Source organism: Bacillus sp. FSL K6-1012 (genome assembly GCF_037964915.1).
GTDB classification, from domain to species: Bacteria; Bacillota; Bacilli; order Bacillales; family Bacillaceae; genus Bacillus; species Bacillus halotolerans.
In genome coordinates, this window is record NZ_CP150175.1 from 3599393 (window position 1) to 3619204 (window position 19812).

General features: G+C 44.1%; 19 protein-coding genes. 1 reads left to right on the forward strand and 18 read right to left on the reverse strand.

The window, feature by feature from the left end; genetic code table 11:
- Positions 1-21: 21 nt before the first annotated feature.
- The 18 genes from mgfK to NSS75_RS18785 all read right to left on the reverse strand — a co-directional run bounded on the left by mgfK (position 22) and on the right by NSS75_RS18785 (position 18809).
- Positions 22-975 (reverse strand): gluconeogenesis morphogenetic factor, encoded by a 954-nt coding sequence (gene mgfK, locus NSS75_RS18700; protein WP_024122967.1) that lies wholly within the window; start codon positions 973-975, stop codon positions 22-24.
- Position 976: 1 nt separating this feature from the next.
- The gene (gene rapZ / locus NSS75_RS18705) at positions 977-1864 is read right to left on the reverse strand and encodes an RNase adapter RapZ (RefSeq protein WP_024122968.1); all 888 of its coding nucleotides are present in this window, start codon (positions 1862-1864) and stop codon (positions 977-979) included.
- Positions 1865-1888: 24 nt separating this feature from the next.
- Positions 1889-2365: an 8-oxo-dGTP diphosphatase gene (locus NSS75_RS18710; protein ID WP_081638370.1), complete on the reverse strand. Its 477-nt coding sequence runs from the start codon at positions 2363-2365 to the stop codon at positions 1889-1891.
- A 318-nt stretch (positions 2366-2683) separates the two neighbouring features.
- The gene (trxB, locus tag NSS75_RS18715; RefSeq protein WP_024122970.1) at positions 2684-3634 is read right to left on the reverse strand and encodes a thioredoxin-disulfide reductase; all 951 of its coding nucleotides are present in this window, start codon (positions 3632-3634) and stop codon (positions 2684-2686) included.
- 218 nt (positions 3635-3852) lie between these two features.
- Positions 3853-5265: a peptidoglycan DL-endopeptidase CwlO gene (gene cwlO, locus NSS75_RS18720; protein ID WP_101859896.1), complete on the reverse strand. Its 1413-nt coding sequence runs from the start codon at positions 5263-5265 to the stop codon at positions 3853-3855.
- 381 nt (positions 5266-5646) lie between these two features.
- Positions 5647-7101, reverse strand: coding sequence for a tetratricopeptide repeat protein (locus tag NSS75_RS18725; protein ID WP_101859895.1), 1455 nt, complete (start codon positions 7099-7101; stop codon positions 5647-5649).
- Positions 7102-7228: 127 nt separating this feature from the next.
- Positions 7229-8992, reverse strand: a complete 1764-nt coding sequence (locus tag NSS75_RS18730; protein WP_101859894.1) for an ABC transporter ATP-binding protein — start codon at positions 8990-8992, stop codon at positions 7229-7231.
- A 178-nt stretch (positions 8993-9170) separates the two neighbouring features.
- On the reverse strand, positions 9171-9530 hold the full coding sequence (locus NSS75_RS18735) for a hypothetical protein (protein ID WP_095712943.1): 360 nt from the start codon (positions 9528-9530) through the stop codon (positions 9171-9173).
- 14 nt (positions 9531-9544) lie between these two features.
- A complete protein-coding gene (locus tag NSS75_RS18740) occupies positions 9545-11431 on the reverse strand; it encodes a DUF6792 domain-containing protein (protein WP_339234393.1) in 1887 nt (628 codons plus the stop codon).
- Positions 11421-12143 carry a lipoprotein YvcA gene (locus NSS75_RS18745; RefSeq protein ID WP_268497350.1) on the reverse strand — a complete coding sequence of 241 codons (723 nt, stop codon included), beginning with the start codon at positions 12141-12143 and terminating at the stop codon, positions 11421-11423. Before NSS75_RS18745 ends, NSS75_RS18740 begins: the two co-directional genes overlap by 11 nt.
- Positions 12144-12393: 250 nt before the next feature.
- Entirely contained in the window at positions 12394-13014 is a 621-nt protein-coding gene (gene hisIE / locus NSS75_RS18750) for a bifunctional phosphoribosyl-AMP cyclohydrolase/phosphoribosyl-ATP diphosphatase HisIE (protein ID WP_101859890.1), read from the reverse strand.
- Entirely contained in the window at positions 13011-13769 is a 759-nt protein-coding gene (hisF, locus tag NSS75_RS18755; protein WP_101859889.1) for an imidazole glycerol phosphate synthase subunit HisF, read from the reverse strand. Before hisF ends, hisIE begins: the two co-directional genes overlap by 4 nt.
- Positions 13766-14503 (reverse strand): 1-(5-phosphoribosyl)-5-[(5-phosphoribosylamino)methylideneamino]imidazole-4-carboxamide isomerase, encoded by a 738-nt coding sequence (gene hisA, locus NSS75_RS18760; protein WP_339234397.1) that lies wholly within the window; start codon positions 14501-14503, stop codon positions 13766-13768. Before hisA ends, hisF begins: the two co-directional genes overlap by 4 nt.
- Positions 14500-15138 carry an imidazole glycerol phosphate synthase subunit HisH gene (gene hisH / locus NSS75_RS18765; RefSeq protein ID WP_188323333.1) on the reverse strand — a complete coding sequence of 213 codons (639 nt, stop codon included), beginning with the start codon at positions 15136-15138 and terminating at the stop codon, positions 14500-14502. Before hisH ends, hisA begins: the two co-directional genes overlap by 4 nt.
- Positions 15139-15723, reverse strand: coding sequence for an imidazoleglycerol-phosphate dehydratase HisB (hisB, locus tag NSS75_RS18770; protein ID WP_101864712.1), 585 nt, complete (start codon positions 15721-15723; stop codon positions 15139-15141).
- Positions 15720-17003, reverse strand: a complete 1284-nt coding sequence (gene hisD / locus NSS75_RS18775; RefSeq protein WP_101859888.1) for a histidinol dehydrogenase — start codon at positions 17001-17003, stop codon at positions 15720-15722. Before hisD ends, hisB begins: the two co-directional genes overlap by 4 nt.
- Positions 17000-17641, reverse strand: coding sequence for an ATP phosphoribosyltransferase (gene hisG / locus NSS75_RS18780; RefSeq protein WP_339234402.1), 642 nt, complete (start codon positions 17639-17641; stop codon positions 17000-17002). Before hisG ends, hisD begins: the two co-directional genes overlap by 4 nt.
- Positions 17634-18809 (reverse strand): ATP phosphoribosyltransferase regulatory subunit, encoded by a 1176-nt coding sequence (locus tag NSS75_RS18785; protein ID WP_024122984.1) that lies wholly within the window; start codon positions 18807-18809, stop codon positions 17634-17636. The genes hisG and NSS75_RS18785 overlap by 8 nt, the downstream gene beginning before the upstream one ends.
- 247 nt (positions 18810-19056) lie before the next feature.
- On the opposite strand from NSS75_RS18785, the gene NSS75_RS18790 reads away from it, so the two are divergent.
- Positions 19057-19803, forward strand: a complete 747-nt coding sequence (locus tag NSS75_RS18790) for a C39 family peptidase (protein ID WP_010332017.1) — start codon at positions 19057-19059, stop codon at positions 19801-19803.
- The last annotated feature ends 9 nt before the right edge of the window (positions 19804-19812 follow it).

Genomic DNA, 19812 nt, shown 5'->3' on the forward strand with positions numbered 1-19812 from the left:
TAGCCACCTCATTTCAAGGCTTCATTCTTTCAGTAAATCGACAAGAAGAGAAGCCACTTTATGTGTATCGTGACGAATTACGTCATTTTTATGTGTTACGATTTGATCTCTGATAACTTCAAGCCCCATCGCTTTCAGCTCTTCGATATCAAAATCAACAGGACGCGCCGATTCTACTGCGTACTTACGTTTTATTTCGTCAGGAATGTCTTCACTGTTAACAAGTATGGTATCGATAAAGCCGCAGCCCATATGCTGATTGAGCGCTTTCACATGATCGGCAGCGGTATAATGCAGCGTTTCTCCGGGCTGTGTCATCACGTTGCAGATATACACTTTTTTCGCCGGCGCCTTGATCACTTCTTCTCCAATTTTTGGGACGAGCAAATTAGGAAGAATACTGGTATAAAGGCTTCCCGGACCGATAATAATCAGATCCGCTTCCCTGATTACTTCTATCGTTTCCGGCAGCGGATCAATGTTTTCAGGCGTCAGAAAAACGCGCTTAATACGCTGGCCGTACTCCGGAATAGTGGACTCGCCTGAGACCACGCGGCCGTCCTCCATTTCGGCATGCAGAACAACACTGGCATTGGCTGCCGGCAACACCTTTCCTCTTACATTCAGCACCTTGCTCATTTCTGTGACAGCGTGAAAAAAATCACCGGTTATATTCGTCATCGCTGCCAAAATTAAATTTCCGAGTGAATGCCCCGTTAAGTCGTTCCCTTTATTAAAGCGGTGCTGAAAGAGGTCTTCAACTAGCGGCTCCACATCGGATAAAGCGGCAAGTACATTTCTGATGTCTCCTGGTGGCGGGATTTGCAGTTCGTTCCGCAGCCGTCCCGAGCTACCTCCGTCATCAGCAACTGTGACAATCGCCGTAATATCAACGGGTTTATGCTTTAAGCCCCGAAGCAATACAGAAAGGCCCGTGCCGCCGCCAAAGATTGCGATTTTCGGTTTTTGTCCCATCTTATTTCCGGCTTCTCTTTTCAATGTCCCGGTGAGTAACATGAGTATAGTAATCCTTTTTGAAATAGCCAGCTAAATACTCGGCAAGTGTCACAGAGCGGTGCTGGCCCCCTGTGCAGCCGATCGCAATGACGAGCTGGCTCTTTCCTTCTCTTTTGTAGGACGGCAGCATGAAGCTGAGTAAATCGATTAATTTTTCATTGAACTTTTGTGTTTCATTCCATTTCATGACGTAAGAGGATACCTCTTCATCTTTTCCGGTCAGCGGCCTCATGCTTTCGATATAATATGGATTCGGCAAAAATCTGACATCAAAGACGAGATCGGCATCAATCGGAATACCGTATTTAAAACCAAATGACATGACATTTACCGTAAATGTCTCTCCTTGGTTTGTCGCAAAATGCTTTACAATTTTCTCGCGCAGATCGCGCGGCTTCATGTCTGATGTATCATAAATCATTTGAGAGCGGCCTTTTAATTCCTCAAGCAGCTCACGTTCCAGCGCGATGCCTTCGAGCGGAAGACCAGTCACTGCCAGCGGATGCGAACGTCTCGTTTCTTTATATCTTGTCACGAGAATCGAATCCTTCGCGTCTAAAAATAAAATTCGCGGTGTAATCCACGGATTTTCCGCCATTTCATCCAGCGCCTCAATCAGCCGGTCAAAAAATTCACGGCCGCGCAAATCCATAACAAGCGCGACCTTGCTCATTTTCGAATTTGATTCCTTCATCAGCTCTAAAAACTTCGGAAGCAATGAAGGCGGTAGATTATCGACGCAGAAATAGCCGAGATCCTCAAAGCTTTGAATCGCAACGGTTTTTCCCGCTCCCGACATACCGGTTATAATGACAAGCTGAATATCATGTGATTCACTAACACTCATCTTTCTCCCCCCTGACTTGTCTTTCTATTTGATGTGCTGCGGATCTAAACGATAACTGAGCAGCTCAAACTCCGGTGTATACGTAAATGTGCCGTGCAGCAGACCTTGTCCCTTCATCATAAAGTCGAGGATATGGCCGTCTCCCGGGGCCATAGGCAGGTTTTGAATATCCTTCACATTGTGCCACTGTAAAATGCCTTCTTCTGATTCTGACACATTTTCTCCCGTATAGGAATCAGCAACAAACGTAAACATCATCCACTCAGACACAATGTGGTCACCGTCTTTAATAATAAAGGTAAAAACGCCTTTTAGCTGGGGATTTATGATATAGATACCAGTCTCTTCTCTGAATTCTCTGATGACGGAATCCCTGACTGATTCTCCGCTCTCCATCTTGCCTCCCGGCGCAACCCACCAGCCGCGTCTTGGCTTTTGAAGAAGAAGAACTTTGTCATCCGCCTTGAGAACACAATTTGTCACTCTTTGCAAGTACGTCACCTAACCTTCTCGTCCTGTCATCGTCTCTTTATTATACCGTTTCAAGATGCCTCTCACAATGAAGAGACATTGACAATCTTTTCTTCTATTTTACAGCATATTCTTTCCCGCGTTCAGATGATTTTATTGTGAAAGGAAATTGTCTTTTATTTTTGGACAAAAAAAGGACACGGATAACTGGAGAATCCGTGCCAAAAGTGTATTCATTATAAAAAGGGGGTCAATTACTTTATTAATCATAACCGATAAGTTTTACACAACTGTTACAGCGGAATTAAAACCCAGTAACGTTATGTGAAACTCGTATGACAGCCCTTTTTATTTTAAGGTTTTCAGCGTTTCCTGGAGCTCTTCGACATAATGCTGGACGCTTTGTGCGGCAATACTTCCGTCACCTGTAGCCGTTACGATTTGGCGCAATGATTTTTCGCGAATGTCTCCGGCTGCGAAAATCCCTTCAACCTTTGTTTCCATTCGGTCGTTGGTTTCGATGTAGCCTTCTTCATTTGTGATGCCAAGGTTTTCAAACGGTTTAGACAGAGGAAGCATACCGATATAAATGAATACGCCGTCTGTTGTGAATTCACTTTCTTCACCAGTTACCGTATCTACAAGCGTCACTTTGCCGACTTTGCCGTTTTCCTCATGAATTTCCTTCACGGTTTTATTCCATAAGAAATCTACTTTTTCATTATCAAACGCTCTCGCTTGGAGAATGCTTTGCGCACGGAGTTTGTCACGTCTGTGTACAATCGTTACTTTTGAAGCGAAACGTGTTAAGTACACGCCTTCTTCAACCGCTGAGTCTCCTCCGCCGATAACAACCAGCTCTTTGCCTTTAAAGAAAGCGCCGTCACATACTGCACAATACGAAACACCGCGGCCGCCCAATTCTTTTTCGCCAGGCACGCCGATTTTTTTATACTCTGCACCTGCGGCGATGATAACAGCACGTGCTTTATATTCTTTTGAACCGGCTTTCACAACTTTGTACTCTTTGCCGTCCACAATTTCTTTAATATCGCCATAAGCGTATTCCGCGCCGAATTTCTTCGCGTGTTCAAACATTTTGTTGGAAAGCTCAGGTCCGAGGATGCTTTCGAAACCAGGATAGTTCTCCACATCTTCCGTGTTTGCCATTTGGCCGCCCGGAATTCCTCTTTCAATCATTAATGTCGATAAGTTTGCTCTAGATGTGTATACAGCGGCCGTCATCCCAGCAGGACCCGCGCCGATAATAATCACGTCATATATTTTTTCTTCTGACACACTCATTCACTCCTTAAAACGTCTTTTCGAGTTGGGCTCTTCCTTATATGATAAGAATCCCCATCAAACGTATTCCTTACCCATATCCTATAAAATCTCATGGTGATACGCCATTTTTTTGCTCATTTTTTTCGAAACGCGATTAAATGTATTTCAAAAGGGTATGTATATTAATAAAGAAAGAGCCTTCTGTCCATAGAAGGCCCTTGTCTTATTTATTATTGAACAACACGTCTTACAACGCCTTTAAATGCTTTTTTCCAGTACACGTTGTTCATAGAGTCAACAGATACACCATGAGATGTATTGTCGTTAAGGAAAGTACCGTTTCCTAAGTAGATTCCAACGTGACCATTTGTTTTGTATGTGTCAAAGAAAACTAAGTCTCCGCGTTTCATGTCTGACGCGCTTACAGCTTGTCCTCTTCCAACTAAAGTATCAGTCGTTGTTCCGCCGACAGGTCCAAGGTTGACACCTGCAGAAGCGTAAGCCCAGCGAACGAATGATGAGCAGTCAAAAATACGGTTGTTGATATCAGACTGAGAGCGTCCGCCGCCAAACTTGTACGGAGATTGTCCGACAATGCTTGAACCAACGCTGATCGCGCCTTCAATTCCGCCTGAGTTGCTGATGACAGTGCCGCCTGAGTTATTGCTTGAGCTGCTGCTCTTCTTAGAAGATGAGCCGTTAGACGAACTGTTAGATGAACCCTTAGAAGAGTTGTCTGAAGAATCATCATCAGATGAGCTTGCTTTTGCTGTTTCAGTTGTAGCCGTTTGGCTGTCATCTGTTTGTGTTTCATCAGATGCTTTTTGTGCTTCTTCCTGCTTTTTGATCAGGGCAGCCGCAGCTTCTTGTTGTTTTTTGATACGCGCTTGTTCTTCTTCAGTATCTGCTTTTTGGTTTGCAAGGTCAGCTGCTTCTGATTTTAATTCGGAAATCGCGTCAGCTGTTTTCTTCTGGCTGTCCTTTGCTTCGTCGAAAAGCTTGTCTTTTTCATCAAGCTGTTTATCAAGATCTTTTTGCATTGTTTCTAATTTAGCCAGTGCAGCTTGTACTTCTTTCAGCTTATCATTCAGATCTGCTTCAGAGTCTTCAAGCTTCGCTTTATCCTGCTCTTGCTGTTTGATTAAATCTTTGTCTGCATCCACAATAGATGAAACCGCAGTTGCACGTGAGATAAAATCACCAAAGCTCGTTGATCCTAAAAGTACATCTATGTATCCTTGAGATCCGCCGCTTTCCTGTAAAGAACGAACGCGTTTTTTCAGGATTTCGTTGCGTTTTTCGATGCGTGCTTCTGTTTCTTTAATCTCTTTTTTCAGTTTTTTGATTTCTTCTTTTGTTTTATCGTTTTCTTCTTTTTTATCATCGATTTTGTTGCTTGTATCGAGCGCCTTAGCGTTAATGTCTTTCAGTTCTTTTTCAATCTTTGATTGGTTTTCCTGAAGCTCAGTTAATTCTTTTTCCTTTGCTTCAATGCTGGAAGCAACCTCAGATTGCTTGCTTTCGATTTTTTGTTTCTTTTCATCTAATGTTTCCGCCGATGCAGTTTTACTTGTAAATGGGATCAAAAAACTGCTTGTCCCGATGACGGAAGCCAAACCAAGTGTCAATAAACTCTTTCTCACTTTTTATATCCTCCCTTTTACTGTGAACCTGTTCTCATTTGGAATTGTATTTTGAACATCAAGTTTCGTTCCTCATACTCTACGAGGAATGATGATTGTTTATGGTTAATTATTCTGTGCATCTCTTAATCTGGGTGTATAGCGTTTATTTCACATCATATGTAAAAAACACTAATTCCTTATGTACGAGAATCATTATACCATCAAGTTTCGACAAATTAGCGATAAATTTTATTACATTTGTGTTTCAAACAGATGTCAGGCTGCACATCATTTGTCATTTTTCTTAAATTGATAAAAAACCTGTCGATATTACTTTCTTAATATACTTCTTAGAATAAAAAGAGAGTTGATTCTGTGAATCAACTCTCAATCAATATACTATTCTAAAATACCATCAATATATTTCATATATTTCGTCAAAGTAGCCGGAGAGATGCCAAATTGGGCTGCTGTTTCTTTTTTGGTGTCATGTTTGCCATGGGCTTCTTTCCAAATATAGTAGATAGCCGCAGCCCATCCGCTCACATTTTTCAGCGGCCCCGCTGCGCGGATTTGCTGTATCACATGGAATACCCAGCAGCTCATGACTTCTGTTTTCATCTCATCTTGTTCTGCTTCTTCCAGCAATTTAACCGTTTGATAAGCGAAAAGCGCATCCTCTGACACATCTGCTGCTGCGGAATCTCCGTTCAAGAGCAGCTTAACAAAATGGTTTTCAAAAGGAGCGGTGATGCGCTTCGAGCGTATCACGGCCTCAAGATGCTCCGTTTCACCCTTGGTGCTGCTGATATAATAGGCCGCCAATCGCTGTTCTACTGACGAAGGAAGTACTTCCCGCCGCTCAATCCACGGAGCCGGACGGTCTGCTCCTGGATATTGCGACTCGACTTTTCTCCATACCGTTTCGGCAAATTCTTTATGGCCCGTAAAGTAAGCAGAGCACGAGAGCCAGTAGTAGAATGTGTCGTCTCCTTCAAAACCGCTTTTATATAGTGATCTGAGCCATTTGTACCCGATATCATACCGGCCGACAAGCGACAGAGTGGCACCCAGTTTATAGCGCTGTTCAAATAACATCGGATATACATTTGAAAGCTGATCACTCAGCTCTGCCACCTTTTCATCTTCTCTTTCATAATAGTAGAAAACGAGAAGATTACATAATGCGTGAAGATTTCCTTCATTATTATTCAGCACTTGATAAGCCGTTTGCTTCGCTTTCACAACATTGCCGGAATAAAAGTGGGCAAGGGCGAGATTATTATAAGCGGACCAAAGCTCAGGATATTCGTGTGTGATTTCCTCAAGGGCCGCAACGGCTTCAGCAAGCTGACCACTTTCAAGCAAGGACTTCGCCCGGTCCTGTTTGATAAGCAATTCATCCTGATCATATAAAGAATCCTCAGGCCCGCCGTCTCCTAAATCAAGCAGTTCAAGCAGACTATCATTCTCTTCGGAAAATTCACCGTCCGGATCAGCGTCTGAATAAGCAGCAGCTTCTTTATAAGCTTCCTGAAAGAGTCCCAGATGGGCAAAGTTATTTGCTTTAAAATAATGGCATTCCGGCATTTCCGTCTCAAGATTCGCCAAAATATAATCAAGCAAATCGTTTGATTCCTGGTATTGCCCCATCTCAGAATAAATGACCGCAAGCTGCGAAAGCATCTCTGAATCCCTCGGCTCCAAATGAACCGCACGCTGGATCAGTTTGCTTGCCCGCTTCAAATTGCGTTCTTTATACGCCTTCAAACCTTTATGAAAAAAATAATGTCCATCTTGAAGCAGCTGGACAATTTGTGCGTGATTTTTATGTTCAGAAGTGTGTTTTCCCACAACTACCCTCCGTTTTATACAATATTACCGTCAGTAGTATACCATAAATCGTAAGCCCCTCAATAGTTCAAAAGGAAGGATTGGGAAAATCCCTCCTCTTTTTTTTACTGGCTGAATCAACCAGAATTTACCCGGCTTTGTTTTCTAAATCCGCATTCATTTTCAGCTGCTGTTCAGCAAAATCTCTGTAAAGGTCATGGGAAGCCATTAATTCATGGTGCGTGCCCCGTCCCGTAATTTCCCCTTTTTCAACAAATAATAGCTGATCTGCATCTACAACAGTCGATAAGCGGTGAGCGATGACAATTGTTGTCCGGCCTTCCATCAGCACCTCAAGTGCCTGCTGCACTGATTTTTCAGATTGGCTGTCGAGGCTGGATGTGGCTTCATCAAGCATCAGGATGCTCGGATCACGGAGAAGCGCCCTGGCAATCGCAATTCTTTGTCTCTGTCCGCCCGACAGCATAATGCCGCGTTCGCCCACTTCAGTATCAAGCTGATTCGGCAGCTCCAGTATAAAATTAAGAGCATATGCCATCTCCGCTGCTTTTTCGATTTCGGCATCCGTTACCTCACGTTCCAGCCCATAACAAATATTGTCTCTGATCGTTCCCGACATTAACGGACTTTCCTGTGACACGTAGCCGATATGCTGACGCCACGATTCGAGCGAATACGTATCCACCGGCTCGTCTCCCAGCCGAATGGTCCCTTCAGTCGGAGAATAGAAACGTTCAAGCAGCTTAAACAGCGTGGTTTTCCCGCCGCCGCTCGGCCCAACAATTGCTGTTACTTTTCCCGCTTCAATCACGGCGCTGATATCCTTCAAGATCATCTGCCCAGGCTTATAGCCAAAGGACACTTGATCAAGCCGGATAGGCAGATGCGCGTTGTCAATTTGGTTACCTGTGACGGTATCTTCCTCTTCCTCTGCCAAAATCTCAATCATCCGTTCCGTTGCACCGATTGATTTTTGCAGTTGTGTGAAGAACGTTGTAATCTGGCCCATCGGCATAATGATTTGAAACAAATATAAAATAAAAGCAACGAGTGCTCCGGCAGTCAATTCGCCTGATGACACCTGCATACCGCCGTATCCAATAACAGCCACGAGTGCGGCCATTAATACGAGAGAAATAAGCGGCCCGACAAGCGATTGCACCTTCGCTTCACGAACCCCCAGCTGGAATAATGAAGAAATCCCCAGCTTTCCTCGTTTGTATTCGACTTCCTCTGCATTTGAAGCCTTCACAAGCCTGATTTCCGGAAGTATTTGATTGAGCAACCCTGTAAAACGTGCGGTTTCATCTTGAGTTTCCCGAGAAATGGAGAACATCTTCTGGCCGATCGGCACTAAAATCAGCGCAGCTAATGGAACAACAACTAAAACAAGCAGCGTCAGCTTCCAGTTCATAATGAATAAGATGGTGAGTGATCCAATGACCGAAATGATGCCTGTTATAAATCCGCTGATGTGGCTGGTGATCAGCTCTTTTACCACCATCGTATCATTCGTGACCCGGCTGACAGTTTCACCGGAAGCGTTAGTATCGAAATAAGATACAGGAAGCTTTATTAATTTCTTCCATAATAAATCCCTTAACCCAGAGATGATTTTTTGCCCGCTATAGTTTAGCGCGTATGTAGCGTAGGCGCTTAAAGCGGCTTGAATAAGAAATACGAGCGCGATCAGCCCGATTTGCGTGCCGGACAGTGCTGACATGGAAAAACCGTCGACAAGCTGTTTCGTTAATAAAGGAATCAGCAGGCTGACCAGTGTTGTCACAATACTGAGAATCAGCGCAAAAGCGAGCTTTCCATAGGATGGGTTTGTCTGTTTCACTAATGCAAAAAAGGCTTTGAATTTTCTTTTAGGTTGCTGTGTTGACATAGTATTTTTCCTCCTGTTTCAATCCCTTTACGCGGTCAGCAAGGTTGAACGGAATATAATAGGATTATTTTTACTCTTTCTAAATCATAACAATGGAGAGAGACTTTTTCAGTATATTTTTCTTGTACACTGAAAATAAAAATCCCCTATTCATGACTCGAATAGGAGACGTTTCATCTTATAGATCCTTTTCGGGCTTCTTTTTTCGATACGTTAAGGTAACCTCTTGCTGCCTCAGGTCTTCAATGATCATCTTGAACCGGTCAACCTTTGCAGTATGCTCTACTTTTATCGTTTGAAGTGCAGTTTTCTGCTTTTCGCTTTTCGATTCAAGCTCTTCTTTTATTTTTTTGACAATCATTCCTTTTTGCCCTTTGATTTCTTCTTTTAATGCAGACTCAAATTTTTTAGTCAGGCTGAGAATGTCGTTGATGGGTTTATTGAGACTGCCTGCTTTCCCCTTCATTTCGTCATGGGTTAGAAACATATAGGTGGTTGATACAACTTCTGTTTCACTTTCTGAAAATAAGGAAGTCACTCTGTCTATTCCTCCTAAGGCTGAAAATCGAATAACTGTGAGATCATTTCTTCTTTTTCAAATAGCTTTTCGATGCTCTCGCGGATATTTTTGATAAAGTTCTTTTTTTCCGATGTCTGTTTTTTTAGTTCTGCAACAATTCCGTCATTAGCAGGGAGAGCACCTGTATGGAACGATTCATGAACTGATATTTTCTCTAATTTATCGAATGTGTGACTGAAACCGGCCGCAAGCCGGAATTGAAGATCGAAGGCATAATGCGAAGGGTTTTCTTCCATATGTTGAATCGACGTGATGATTGCCTGTTTTTTGTCTATAAACTCCTCATCGATTTCCTGACGGAATACCTTTTGGTACGCGGAAATCGCATCTTCCATATCTTCAACTATCTTCATGCCGTTTTGATAGATTCTGACAGCGGAAGAGATATTGACTTTAATCGTTTCTCCCGAGCCGCCCTTCCCTGTAAAGTAAATATCAGAACCCTTATAGCTAAATCCTTTTTCCTTTGATAATGCGTTCAGCATTTGAACGATGCTGTGGCCGTCGACGATGAGTTTTAATGCGTCTTTTGTTTCTGTGTCGAGTGTTTCAAAAGAAGAAATCATTGATTTTACATACTCCACAATTTTACCAACATCATTTAGAGCTTGCGTGAATTGGCCATGCTTTAGATGATCAATGAAATCATCGTATTGTAATTCTATACCTTTCATACTCGCATTAAGATTAGATAACTCTTTTTTTATGACTTTTTTCTGTGTATCATCAATATAACCATTTTCAGCAAGCTGATCTACAATAGGCCCGCTGTTTCCCAACAGGGTGTGAAGAAAACCTAAAAAGGCTGGCAGCTGCTCTTTAATTCGGCCATACATTTGCTTAACATCATCAAAATTTTCATAAACAACACTTGCTTTCGCTAAAACGCCGTCTGTATGCTTTACTTTTTCTATCAATTCTATGTCTATTCCGCTGGCTGCCTTTACAAAACCGTTTAAGCCGTCTTTTTCATAGTCGTCCTTATATTTTTGAAGGTATTCCTGCATCGACCTTACGTCTTCATCAGGAAGCCCATCCATAATGTTTCTGATGCCTTTCACACTTGTGTTCGTATCCGCCATCTTCACATCGCCGAATGTAATGAAATCCGCCTTGCCGCTGACTCCGTACAGCGGGTCATCTTTTGAGATGCGTTGGGAGATGTTTGCTGTCACGCCTTTGTCTTCATAGTATTTGGTGATAGCTTTTTTGAGGTCGTCTTTTGGGATTGAATTTAACTCTTTAAATGTATTCACTTTAAACTTTTTAAGCATTGTGTATCTTAAATGATCATCTGCCTTTAATAAATGATCTACACTTACTTGAGCTCCATTTACACCATAAACTTCATCGTATTCTCCATCAATTAATTGCACCATTACTTGATTATTATTGGCTAGTGAATGTCCCAAGGCAAATGTTCTTAAACTTTCGTCATTGCCGGCTTTCTTTTTTGCTTCAATAGTAAACTCTTTAGCGGCATTATATTGACTATCATCCATTCCAAGAAACAAACCAAAAAAATTATAAGTCCAATCTTTATTATCTGCACTGCCTTCAGATATAATATGAAGTTCATTTACATCATGCTTTTTATCTGTAACGTGAATAGCAGTACCATCATAACCTGATTCTTTATTTTGGCTGACCAGATCTTTAGAAGTATAAATTTCTATTTTTTGTGTGAATTCTTGGTGAGTTTCTTCTTTGTAAATTCTTCGGACATCCGCTTCAAAATCTTCCTTAGCTTTTTGTATTACCTTAGGATCTGAAGAAGCAAATTTTTGTTTATAACTGTATTCCAAATTGATAAGACGTAGTTTTATATTTTCGTCTTCAAAAATATTTTTACTTCCCATCTTCCTTCTCCTTCTTATTTAAATTGAAGGTAACAGAGTTTAGTATTTTTTTAACCTTTTTTTCATAGTCTTCTGGCTTTTGGTTGCAGGTCTGAGTATTGGCTGAACAACTAAACATGAAAGAATACTCCATTCCTAAATAACCTTGTTCTTTCGATTTTATATAACCAAGATAGATATAGGATGGTTTATCTTCTTTCTCAAAGTTCTCTTGTTTTGAAGCAAAATAAATATCGTTTTCTTTTGTTTCTATTTTTTCAAAGTTACCTTTGTATTCATTTTTACCGCTAACTATATCCAGCATAGTCTCCGGGTCATTTATAAATGATTCATTCTGATAAAACTTTACTGAGGCATTCATCACTATATTCATTTCTTTATTAACACTGTCAAAAAATAGAGACTCGTTTGTCTTTGAAGTTTCAGAGTCGGAATACTCCGCATCCTCCGGAAACAACATCCTAAACCCTTTCAGCTTAGACTCAAGCAAATAGTACCCAGGCTCCTCTTCCTTCGTTGACACCATGTACTCTCTCGTTTTCTCATCCTGAAACGCGGGAACTTGCGGCAGGTCTTTTGGATCCATGTCTTTTGGTTTTACGGCTTCTGTTTTATTTTCATTGTTTTTGCTGTTTTTTTCGTTGTCGTTCATACTGCATCCTCCTGTCAGGGCAAGTAATAAGCTGAAGCAAATAAAGATAATTTTTTTCATTACGAACCTCCAAGGGTTTTGTGAGATCATTCTATTTTTCAAAAGTAATACTTTTGACCCGGTTGCAGGGTGATTATATTATCCTTTTCCATGTTACATCATGGCGGAATTTGGATAAATAGGAAATCAGACTTGGTTTTGACCTTCTTTTATCCATTCGGAATGTGAAACACCTATTGCATTACTAAATACCCATTACATTTTTCTTACAATAAAAAAAGAGCCGTTATCCATAGGCTCTTTTCATTAACTATTCAGAATGTCGTTTTCTCAGCACTTCCAGCACATCATCCAGCGGCAATGCTTGTTCTCTGAGCAGGACAAGGAGATGATACAGCAGGTCTGCCGCTTCCCATTTCAGTTCCTCGTGATCACGGTTTTTGGCGGCGATGATGACTTCTGATGCTTCTTCACCGACTTTTTTCAAAATCTTATCGACGCCTTCATCGAAAAGGTAAGTGGTGTAAGCTCCTTCAGGCATTTCCGCTTGGCGTTCTGCGATGACGCGCTCCAGCTCGCTTAAGATGTCAAATCGGCCGGAAGTTTGTTCTTCTGTCTGTTCCTTTGTAAAACAGCTGTAGCTGCCTGTGTGGCATGCCGGACCGGACGGCTCTACAAGCACGACCAGTGCATCTTGGTCGCAGTCATATCGGATGCCCTTGACGGCTTGCGTATTCCCCGATGTTTCTCCCTTGTGCCATAGCTCTTGCCGCGAGCGGCTGTAAAACCACGTTTCTTTCGTTTCCAGTGTTTTTTCGTACGATTCCCTGTTCATATATGCAAGTGTCAGCACTTCTTTGCTTGACGCGTCCTGCACGATGGCAGGGATTAATCCGTCTTCGTTAAAACGCAGTTCATCTGCCTGTTTCATCTCACATTCACCCCGTGCTCTTTCAAATATGATTTCACTTCTTTAATTGATGTTTCTTTATAATGAAAAATGGAGGCAGCCAGCGCGGCGTCCGCTTCCCCTTTTGTAAAAGCCTCGAGCATATGCTGCGCGTTTCCTGCTCCCCCTGAGGCGATGACAGGAACCGGAACACCTTCTGACACGAGCTTTGTCAGCCTGTGGTCAAAGCCCTTTTTCTCCCCATCCGAGTCCATGCTGGTCAGGAGGATTTCTCCGGCTCCGCGTTTGACAGCTTCCTTCGCCCATGCTGTAACTTCCCAATCCGTTTTCTTTCTGCCGCCATGCGTGTAAACTTTATATGTGTCAGACTCTTCGTCATACTTGGCGTCTATGGCGAGTACGATACATTGAGAGCCGAAAAACGCCGCGCCTTCGGTAATCAGCTCGGGACGGAGAACAGCTGCCGTGTTTACAGAAACTTTGTCCGCGCCGGCACGCAGAATCGTTTTCATATCGCTAAGCTGATTGATGCCGCCTCCGACTGTAAACGGAATCGCAAGCTTTGCAGCAACCTGCTCTACGACGTCAACCATCGTTTTGCGGCCTTCATGCGAGGCAGAAATATCAAGAAACACCAGTTCATCCGCGCCTTCCTGATCGTATACTTCCGCCAGCTCGACAGGGTCGCCGGCATCCTTCAGCTCAAGAAATTGAATCCCTTTGACAACGCGCCCTTCTTTCACATCAAGACATGGGATAATCCGTTTTGTTATCATTTCCCCTTCATCCTTTCAAGCGCCTCGCCAAGTGTAAACTGGTTGGTATACAGTGCTTTTCCGATAATGGCTCCAGAAACCCCATTCGCATGATAACGGGCAAGAGCTTCAAGATCCGCAACGGAGCTGACTCCGCCAGAGGCGATGACAGATTTTCCGGTTTCCTTTGCGAGTTCCACTGTGCTTTCGATATTGGGGCCTGACAGCATCCCGTCTGTCGCGATATCAGTAAAAATAAAAACTTCTGCGCCTTCGTTGGCGAGCTCTTTGCCGAGTTCAGCCGCCTTAAGACTTGATGTTTCCAGCCACCCTTCTGTTGAAACAAAGCCGTTTCTTGCGTCCAGCCCGATGGCTATCCTTTCGCCATACTCTTTCAGCATTTTTTTTACAAACGGCGGATCAGAAACAGCAGAGCTTCCCAGGATCACGCGATCGACTCCTGCCGATAAGTAATCGTAGACGTCGCTTTCCGAACGAATGCCGCCGCCGATTTCGACTTTCAGATTGAGCTTTTGTACAATTTCGATGACATGACGGTCATTTACTTTTTTTCCTTCCTTCGCGCCGTCAAGATCAACAAGATGAATCCATTCAGCCCCCTCACTCGCAAATAAAGAGGCCATGTCGAACGGTGAATCACCGTATACAGTTTCCTTGCTGTAATCACCTTGAACGAGGCGTACGCATTTGCCGTTTCTCATATCAATGGCCGGGTATAATGTAAAAGTACTCATTTTTTCACCTTCTGTTCTGCTGCCATTTTTGTGAATTGGATTAAGATAGACATTCCGACCGTGCTGCTTTTTTCCGGGTGAAACTGGGCGCCGAAGATGTTCTCTTTTCCGACAACCGCAGGCACCCGAACACCGTACTCGGCGCTTGCCAAAAGCGCGCCGTCATCCATTCCGTCAATATAAAAGGAATGGACAAAATAAGCGTAGCCTTCCTCCACTCCTGCCAGCAGCGGAGATTCGTTATGAAAGGAAAGGCGGTTCCATCCCATATGCGGAACCTTCAGCTTGTTTCCCTCCTGATCTTCCGGCTTCAGCCTGACTGCTTTTCCCTTTAACAAACCGAGGCCTGCAGCGGTTCCATGCTCTTCGCTCTCATCAAACAATAGCTGCATGCCAAGGCAGATCCCAAGAAGCAGTCTCCCCTCTGATACCATATCGTGAATGAATTGATCGAGTTTGGCGTTGCGCAAATTGTCCATCGCATCCCCAAATGACCCGACTCCCGGCAAAATGAAAGCATCTGCTTTCCTCAGCTTCTCTGGCATGCCAGAAACAAAGTACGGCACGCCGACACGCTCCAGCGCCTTTGAGACGCTGTATAAATTGCCCATTCCGTAATCTATCACACCGATCATTTACAGCATCCCTTTCGTTGACGGAATCCCTTTGACACGCGGGTCAATCGTTGTCGCTTCATCAAGCGCGCGTCCTAATGCTTTAAAAACAGCTTCTATCATATGGTGCGTATTTGTGCCGTAATGAACGATCACGTGCAAGTTCATCCGTGCTTCAAGCGCCAGCTTCCATAAAAATTCATGTACAAGCTCAGTATCGAAAGTTCCGACTTTCGCTGCCGGAAAGTCAGCACGCATTTCTAAGTGCGGCCGATTGCTTAAATCAATCACCACCTGAGCAAGCGCCTCATCCATCGGCACAAACGCCGAGCCGTAGCGTTTAATTCCTTTTTTATCGCCTAGTGCTTCAAGCAAAGCCTGCCCTAAGCAAATGCCGATATCTTCAGTTGTATGGTGATCATCAATATCGACATCGCCTTTTGCATGAATGGAAAGATCAAATTGCCCGTGTTTTGTGAACAGATCCAGCATATGCGTCATAAACGGCACATCTGTTTTGATTTCTGCTTGCCCTTCACCGTCTATTGCGAATGCCAGCTCTATATCCGTTTCGTTTGTTTTTCTGGCGCGCTCCGCTTTTCTCATTTTGAATTCCTCCGTTCTCTCGCTTCGATTGATCTCGCATGCGCTTCTAATCCTTCCAGTCTGGCAAAAGCCGCAATGCTATCCGCATGTTCTTCAAAGGCTGATTGGCTGTATGAAATAATGCTCGATTTCTTTTGAAAATCCGTGACGTTTAATGGGCTTGAAAATCTGGCCGTTCCATTTGTCGGGAGCACATGGTTCGGTCCGGCAAAATAATCTCCGACCGGTTCAGGGCTGTATCGGCCTAAGAAAATCGCACCTGCGTGCTTGATATTGCCAAGCAAAGCTTCGGGAGACCGTGTGATGATTTCTAAATGCTCCGGGGCGAGCGTATTGACTGTATTGACCGCTTCATCTATCGTTTCAGCCACATAAATAGATCCATAATCTCTCACTGAAGCTTCCGCAATATCTCTGCGCGGCAAGGTTTTAAGCTGCTCGTTCACCTCGGCTGAAACGGCCTCAGCCAGCGGCATGGAATCTGTGACAAGCACACATGAGCTGAGCATGTCGTGTTCCGCCTGTGACAGCAGGTCAGCGGCAATTTCCCGCGGGATAGCTGTTTCATCAGCCAGCACGACGATTTCACTCGGTCCGGCAATCATATCAATATCGACATCACCGAACACCTCTCGTTTGGCAAGCGCGACATAAATATTTCCCGGGCCTGTGATTTTATCCACCGGCTCAATGGTTTCTGTTCCATACGCCAGCGCCGCAATTGCCTGAGCCCCTCCCATTTTGTATATATCTTTAATGCCCAGCTCGGCAGCGGCAGCTAAGACTCCCGGAGACAGCCGTCCGTCTTTTCCCGGAGGTGTGACAAGAACAATTCTTTCCACGCCCGCTGTAAGCGCCGGAATGACATTCATCAAAACAGATGACGGATATGCGGCAGTTCCGCCCGGCACATAAACGCCGGCAGAATCAAGTGCTGTCACTTTCTGTCCCAGCATTGTGCCATCCTTTCTGTGATAAAACCAGGAAGACTGAAGCTGCCTTTCGTGATATTCAGTAATGTTTTTGATCGCTTGCCTGATCACCTGCAGCAGCTGGGGATCCAGCAAGCTGTATGCTTCTTCAATTTCTTCTGTTGTGACCAATGCACTGTCGAGCTTGATGCCGTCAAACTTGGCCGTGTAGTCACGAACGGCCTGATCACCGTTTACTTTTACATGTTCAATAATGGATCGGACCGCTTTTCTTTGTTCTTCCGTTCCGGAGTCAATTGACCGCTTGAGAGAAAGCCGGTCCGCGCCGCTGATCGTTTTGATTTTCATTTTGCCGTTTCTCCTTCCACAACAAGAGATAAACGGGATGCCATTTCGTCGATGACATCGTCCTTCATGCGATAGCTTACTGGGTTGACGATAAAGCGGGAGGTGATATCACAAATATGCTCTGTTTCAACGAGTCCGTTTTCTTTGAGCGTCTGTCCCGTAGATACGATGTCGACTATTCTGTCCGCAAGCCCGATAAGAGGTGCCAACTCGATAGAGCCGTTCAGTTTAATAATCTCGACTTGCTCTCCCTGCTCCCTAAAATAACTGGAAGCCACATTCGGATACTTTGTGGCGATTCTCGGCGCGACGCCGCTCCAGTCTGTATCTGGAAGTCCGGCAACCGCCAGATGGCATTTGCTGATTTTCAAATCCAGTACCTCATATACATCGCGTTCTTCCTCCAGCATGACATCCTTCCCCGCAATTCCGACGTCTGCCACGCCGTGCTCCACATATGTGGTGACATCCATCGGCTTTGCTAAAATGAAGCGGAGATTTTCCTCCGGCACGTCGATGATCAGCTTTCTGGAATCCTCAAACTCTTCCGGCAGCTTGTATACCGCCTGCCGCAGCAGCCCTGCTGCTTCTTCAAATATTCGCCCCTTCGGCATTGCCATTGTGAGTAACTTACCCATTTTGCTCTTCCTTTCTGGCACCGATAAAATAGGTGACATTCGCAAATGATTTTGTCATCTGATCAATATTTTCAATCCCCAGTAAATCCTGAAGAACAACTTTTTTACCTTTCAAACGCTCTTCATTTGCAAAAGCGATGGCCTGCACCCGCTGTTCTTTGCTGAAAATGACAGCATCCATTTCACAAGGTTCGTCTTTCATATGGAGCGCTTCAATCATCCGGTCAATCCGAAGCCCAAAACCCGTCGCCGGCGCCGGTGAATTAAAATGTCCCAGAAGCTTGTTATAACGGCCGCCGCTGCCAATCACAAAGCCGACATTATTCGCGTACACTTCAAATAAAATCCCAGTGTAGTAGCTCATATGGCTGACCATATTCAGATCAAGACGGACATTTTCCGTACATCCGTAGTCCTCAAGAATCTCCCACAGCGCCTTCAGTTCATCAACCACACTTTTACCTTGCGCTGAATCGACGATTTCTTCAGCACGTCTGCATACTTCTATGCTCCCTCGCAATTCAAGAAGCTCAAGCAATCTGTTTTTATCAATGGAGGAAAGCGGAAGAGATTTGACGTGCTCTCTGTAGCCGACATAATTCTTTTCATATAAAAACCTCCGCAGCACGTCCGCTCGTTCAACATTCCCGAGCACCTCGACAAACAGGGCATCTGCAATGCCTGCGTGGCCGATTGCAATTTTAAATGAAGTCAAGCCGGCATTTTTTAACGCACCGACTACTAAGGCAATGACCTCTGCGTCCGCACTTGTCGTGCCATCACCGATCAATTCCACTCCAACCTGTTCAAACTCGGCAGGACGTCCGCCCTCGCGTTCCTGGGCTCTGAACACATTTGCCGCATAGCCGACTCTGAGGGGATGATCATGTTTCAGCAGCTTTGATGCCGCCACCCTTGCGATCGGCCCTGTCATATCCGGGCGAAGCACCAGTGTCTTTCCATCCTGATCCAGAAGCTTAAACAGCTGCTGCTCTTCAATTGCTGACTGCACACCAACCGTATCGTAAAACTCCAGCGTCGGTGTTTCCATAAATTGATAGCCCCATTTATCTATCATATCCGTTAACGATTGCCTCACCTTTTTTTTCGTTTCATATAAACCGGGCAGTGTATCTCTCATGCCGTGCGGTTTTTCAAACATAAACATCAACCCGAGCACCTCCGTAATTGTTTGAAGGAAAATTCCGAATCCTTTAGTTCGCTAATATGATAATATGTTAGCAGATGAAAGAATGGAAATCAATGCTTAACTTTCGCACGAATCTTTTTCGTTCAGAAATCCTCCTCCTAAATATGAAAAAGTCATGAATAAATGATGAAAGGTAGGTCATATCTCAAATTCTTGATGTTTGGCATGCTATAATACAAATCAAATAGAGAACAAGGAGTTAAAGATGAAAACACTGCGAACGTTATGTGTACTGATCATACTTTCTGCTGTCATTTTCTTCGGCATCAAAATATATGCAAAAGATATAGATATTTCGTTTTTCAAAATTGATTTAGGTGCAACGAAGAATGAATCTGAAGCAGCAAACAAAGAGAAGAAACTGAAAGGAAGCGCTGAGCCGATGGACGTCACGCTTTTCAATCAGATGGATGCCCCAAAGCTCTATAATGGCTGTGAGGTGACGAGCCTTGCGATGGTGCTGCACTATGCGGGATACAACGTGACAAAGAATACACTGGCAAACCAGATCGCAACAGTGCCTTTGACATACAGCAGCGGATTAAAAGGTGATCCGAATGACGGATTTGTCGGTGATATGGCGAACGGCCCGGGGCTAGGTGTCTATCACGGCCCGATCTATCAGCTCGCTAAAACCTATGCGGGGGACAGCGTTTCTGATCTGACAGGAAAAAGCATCTCTGCTGTTTATGAGCAGCTTGAGAAAGGCAACCCGGTTTGGGTTATCACGACAGCCAACTTTACGCCGGTTGACAACATGCAGACATGGAAAACGCCAAACGGAACGATCGATATCACGTACAGCGAACACAGTGTCGCCGTCACGGGTTATGATGAAAATTACGTGTATGTGAATGACCCTTATGGCTATAAAAACAGAAAAACAGACCGGACCAGCTTCGAAAAAGCGTGGGTGCAAATGGGCAGCCAAGCCATCGTCGTTCAAAAGTAAAGCTGCCCG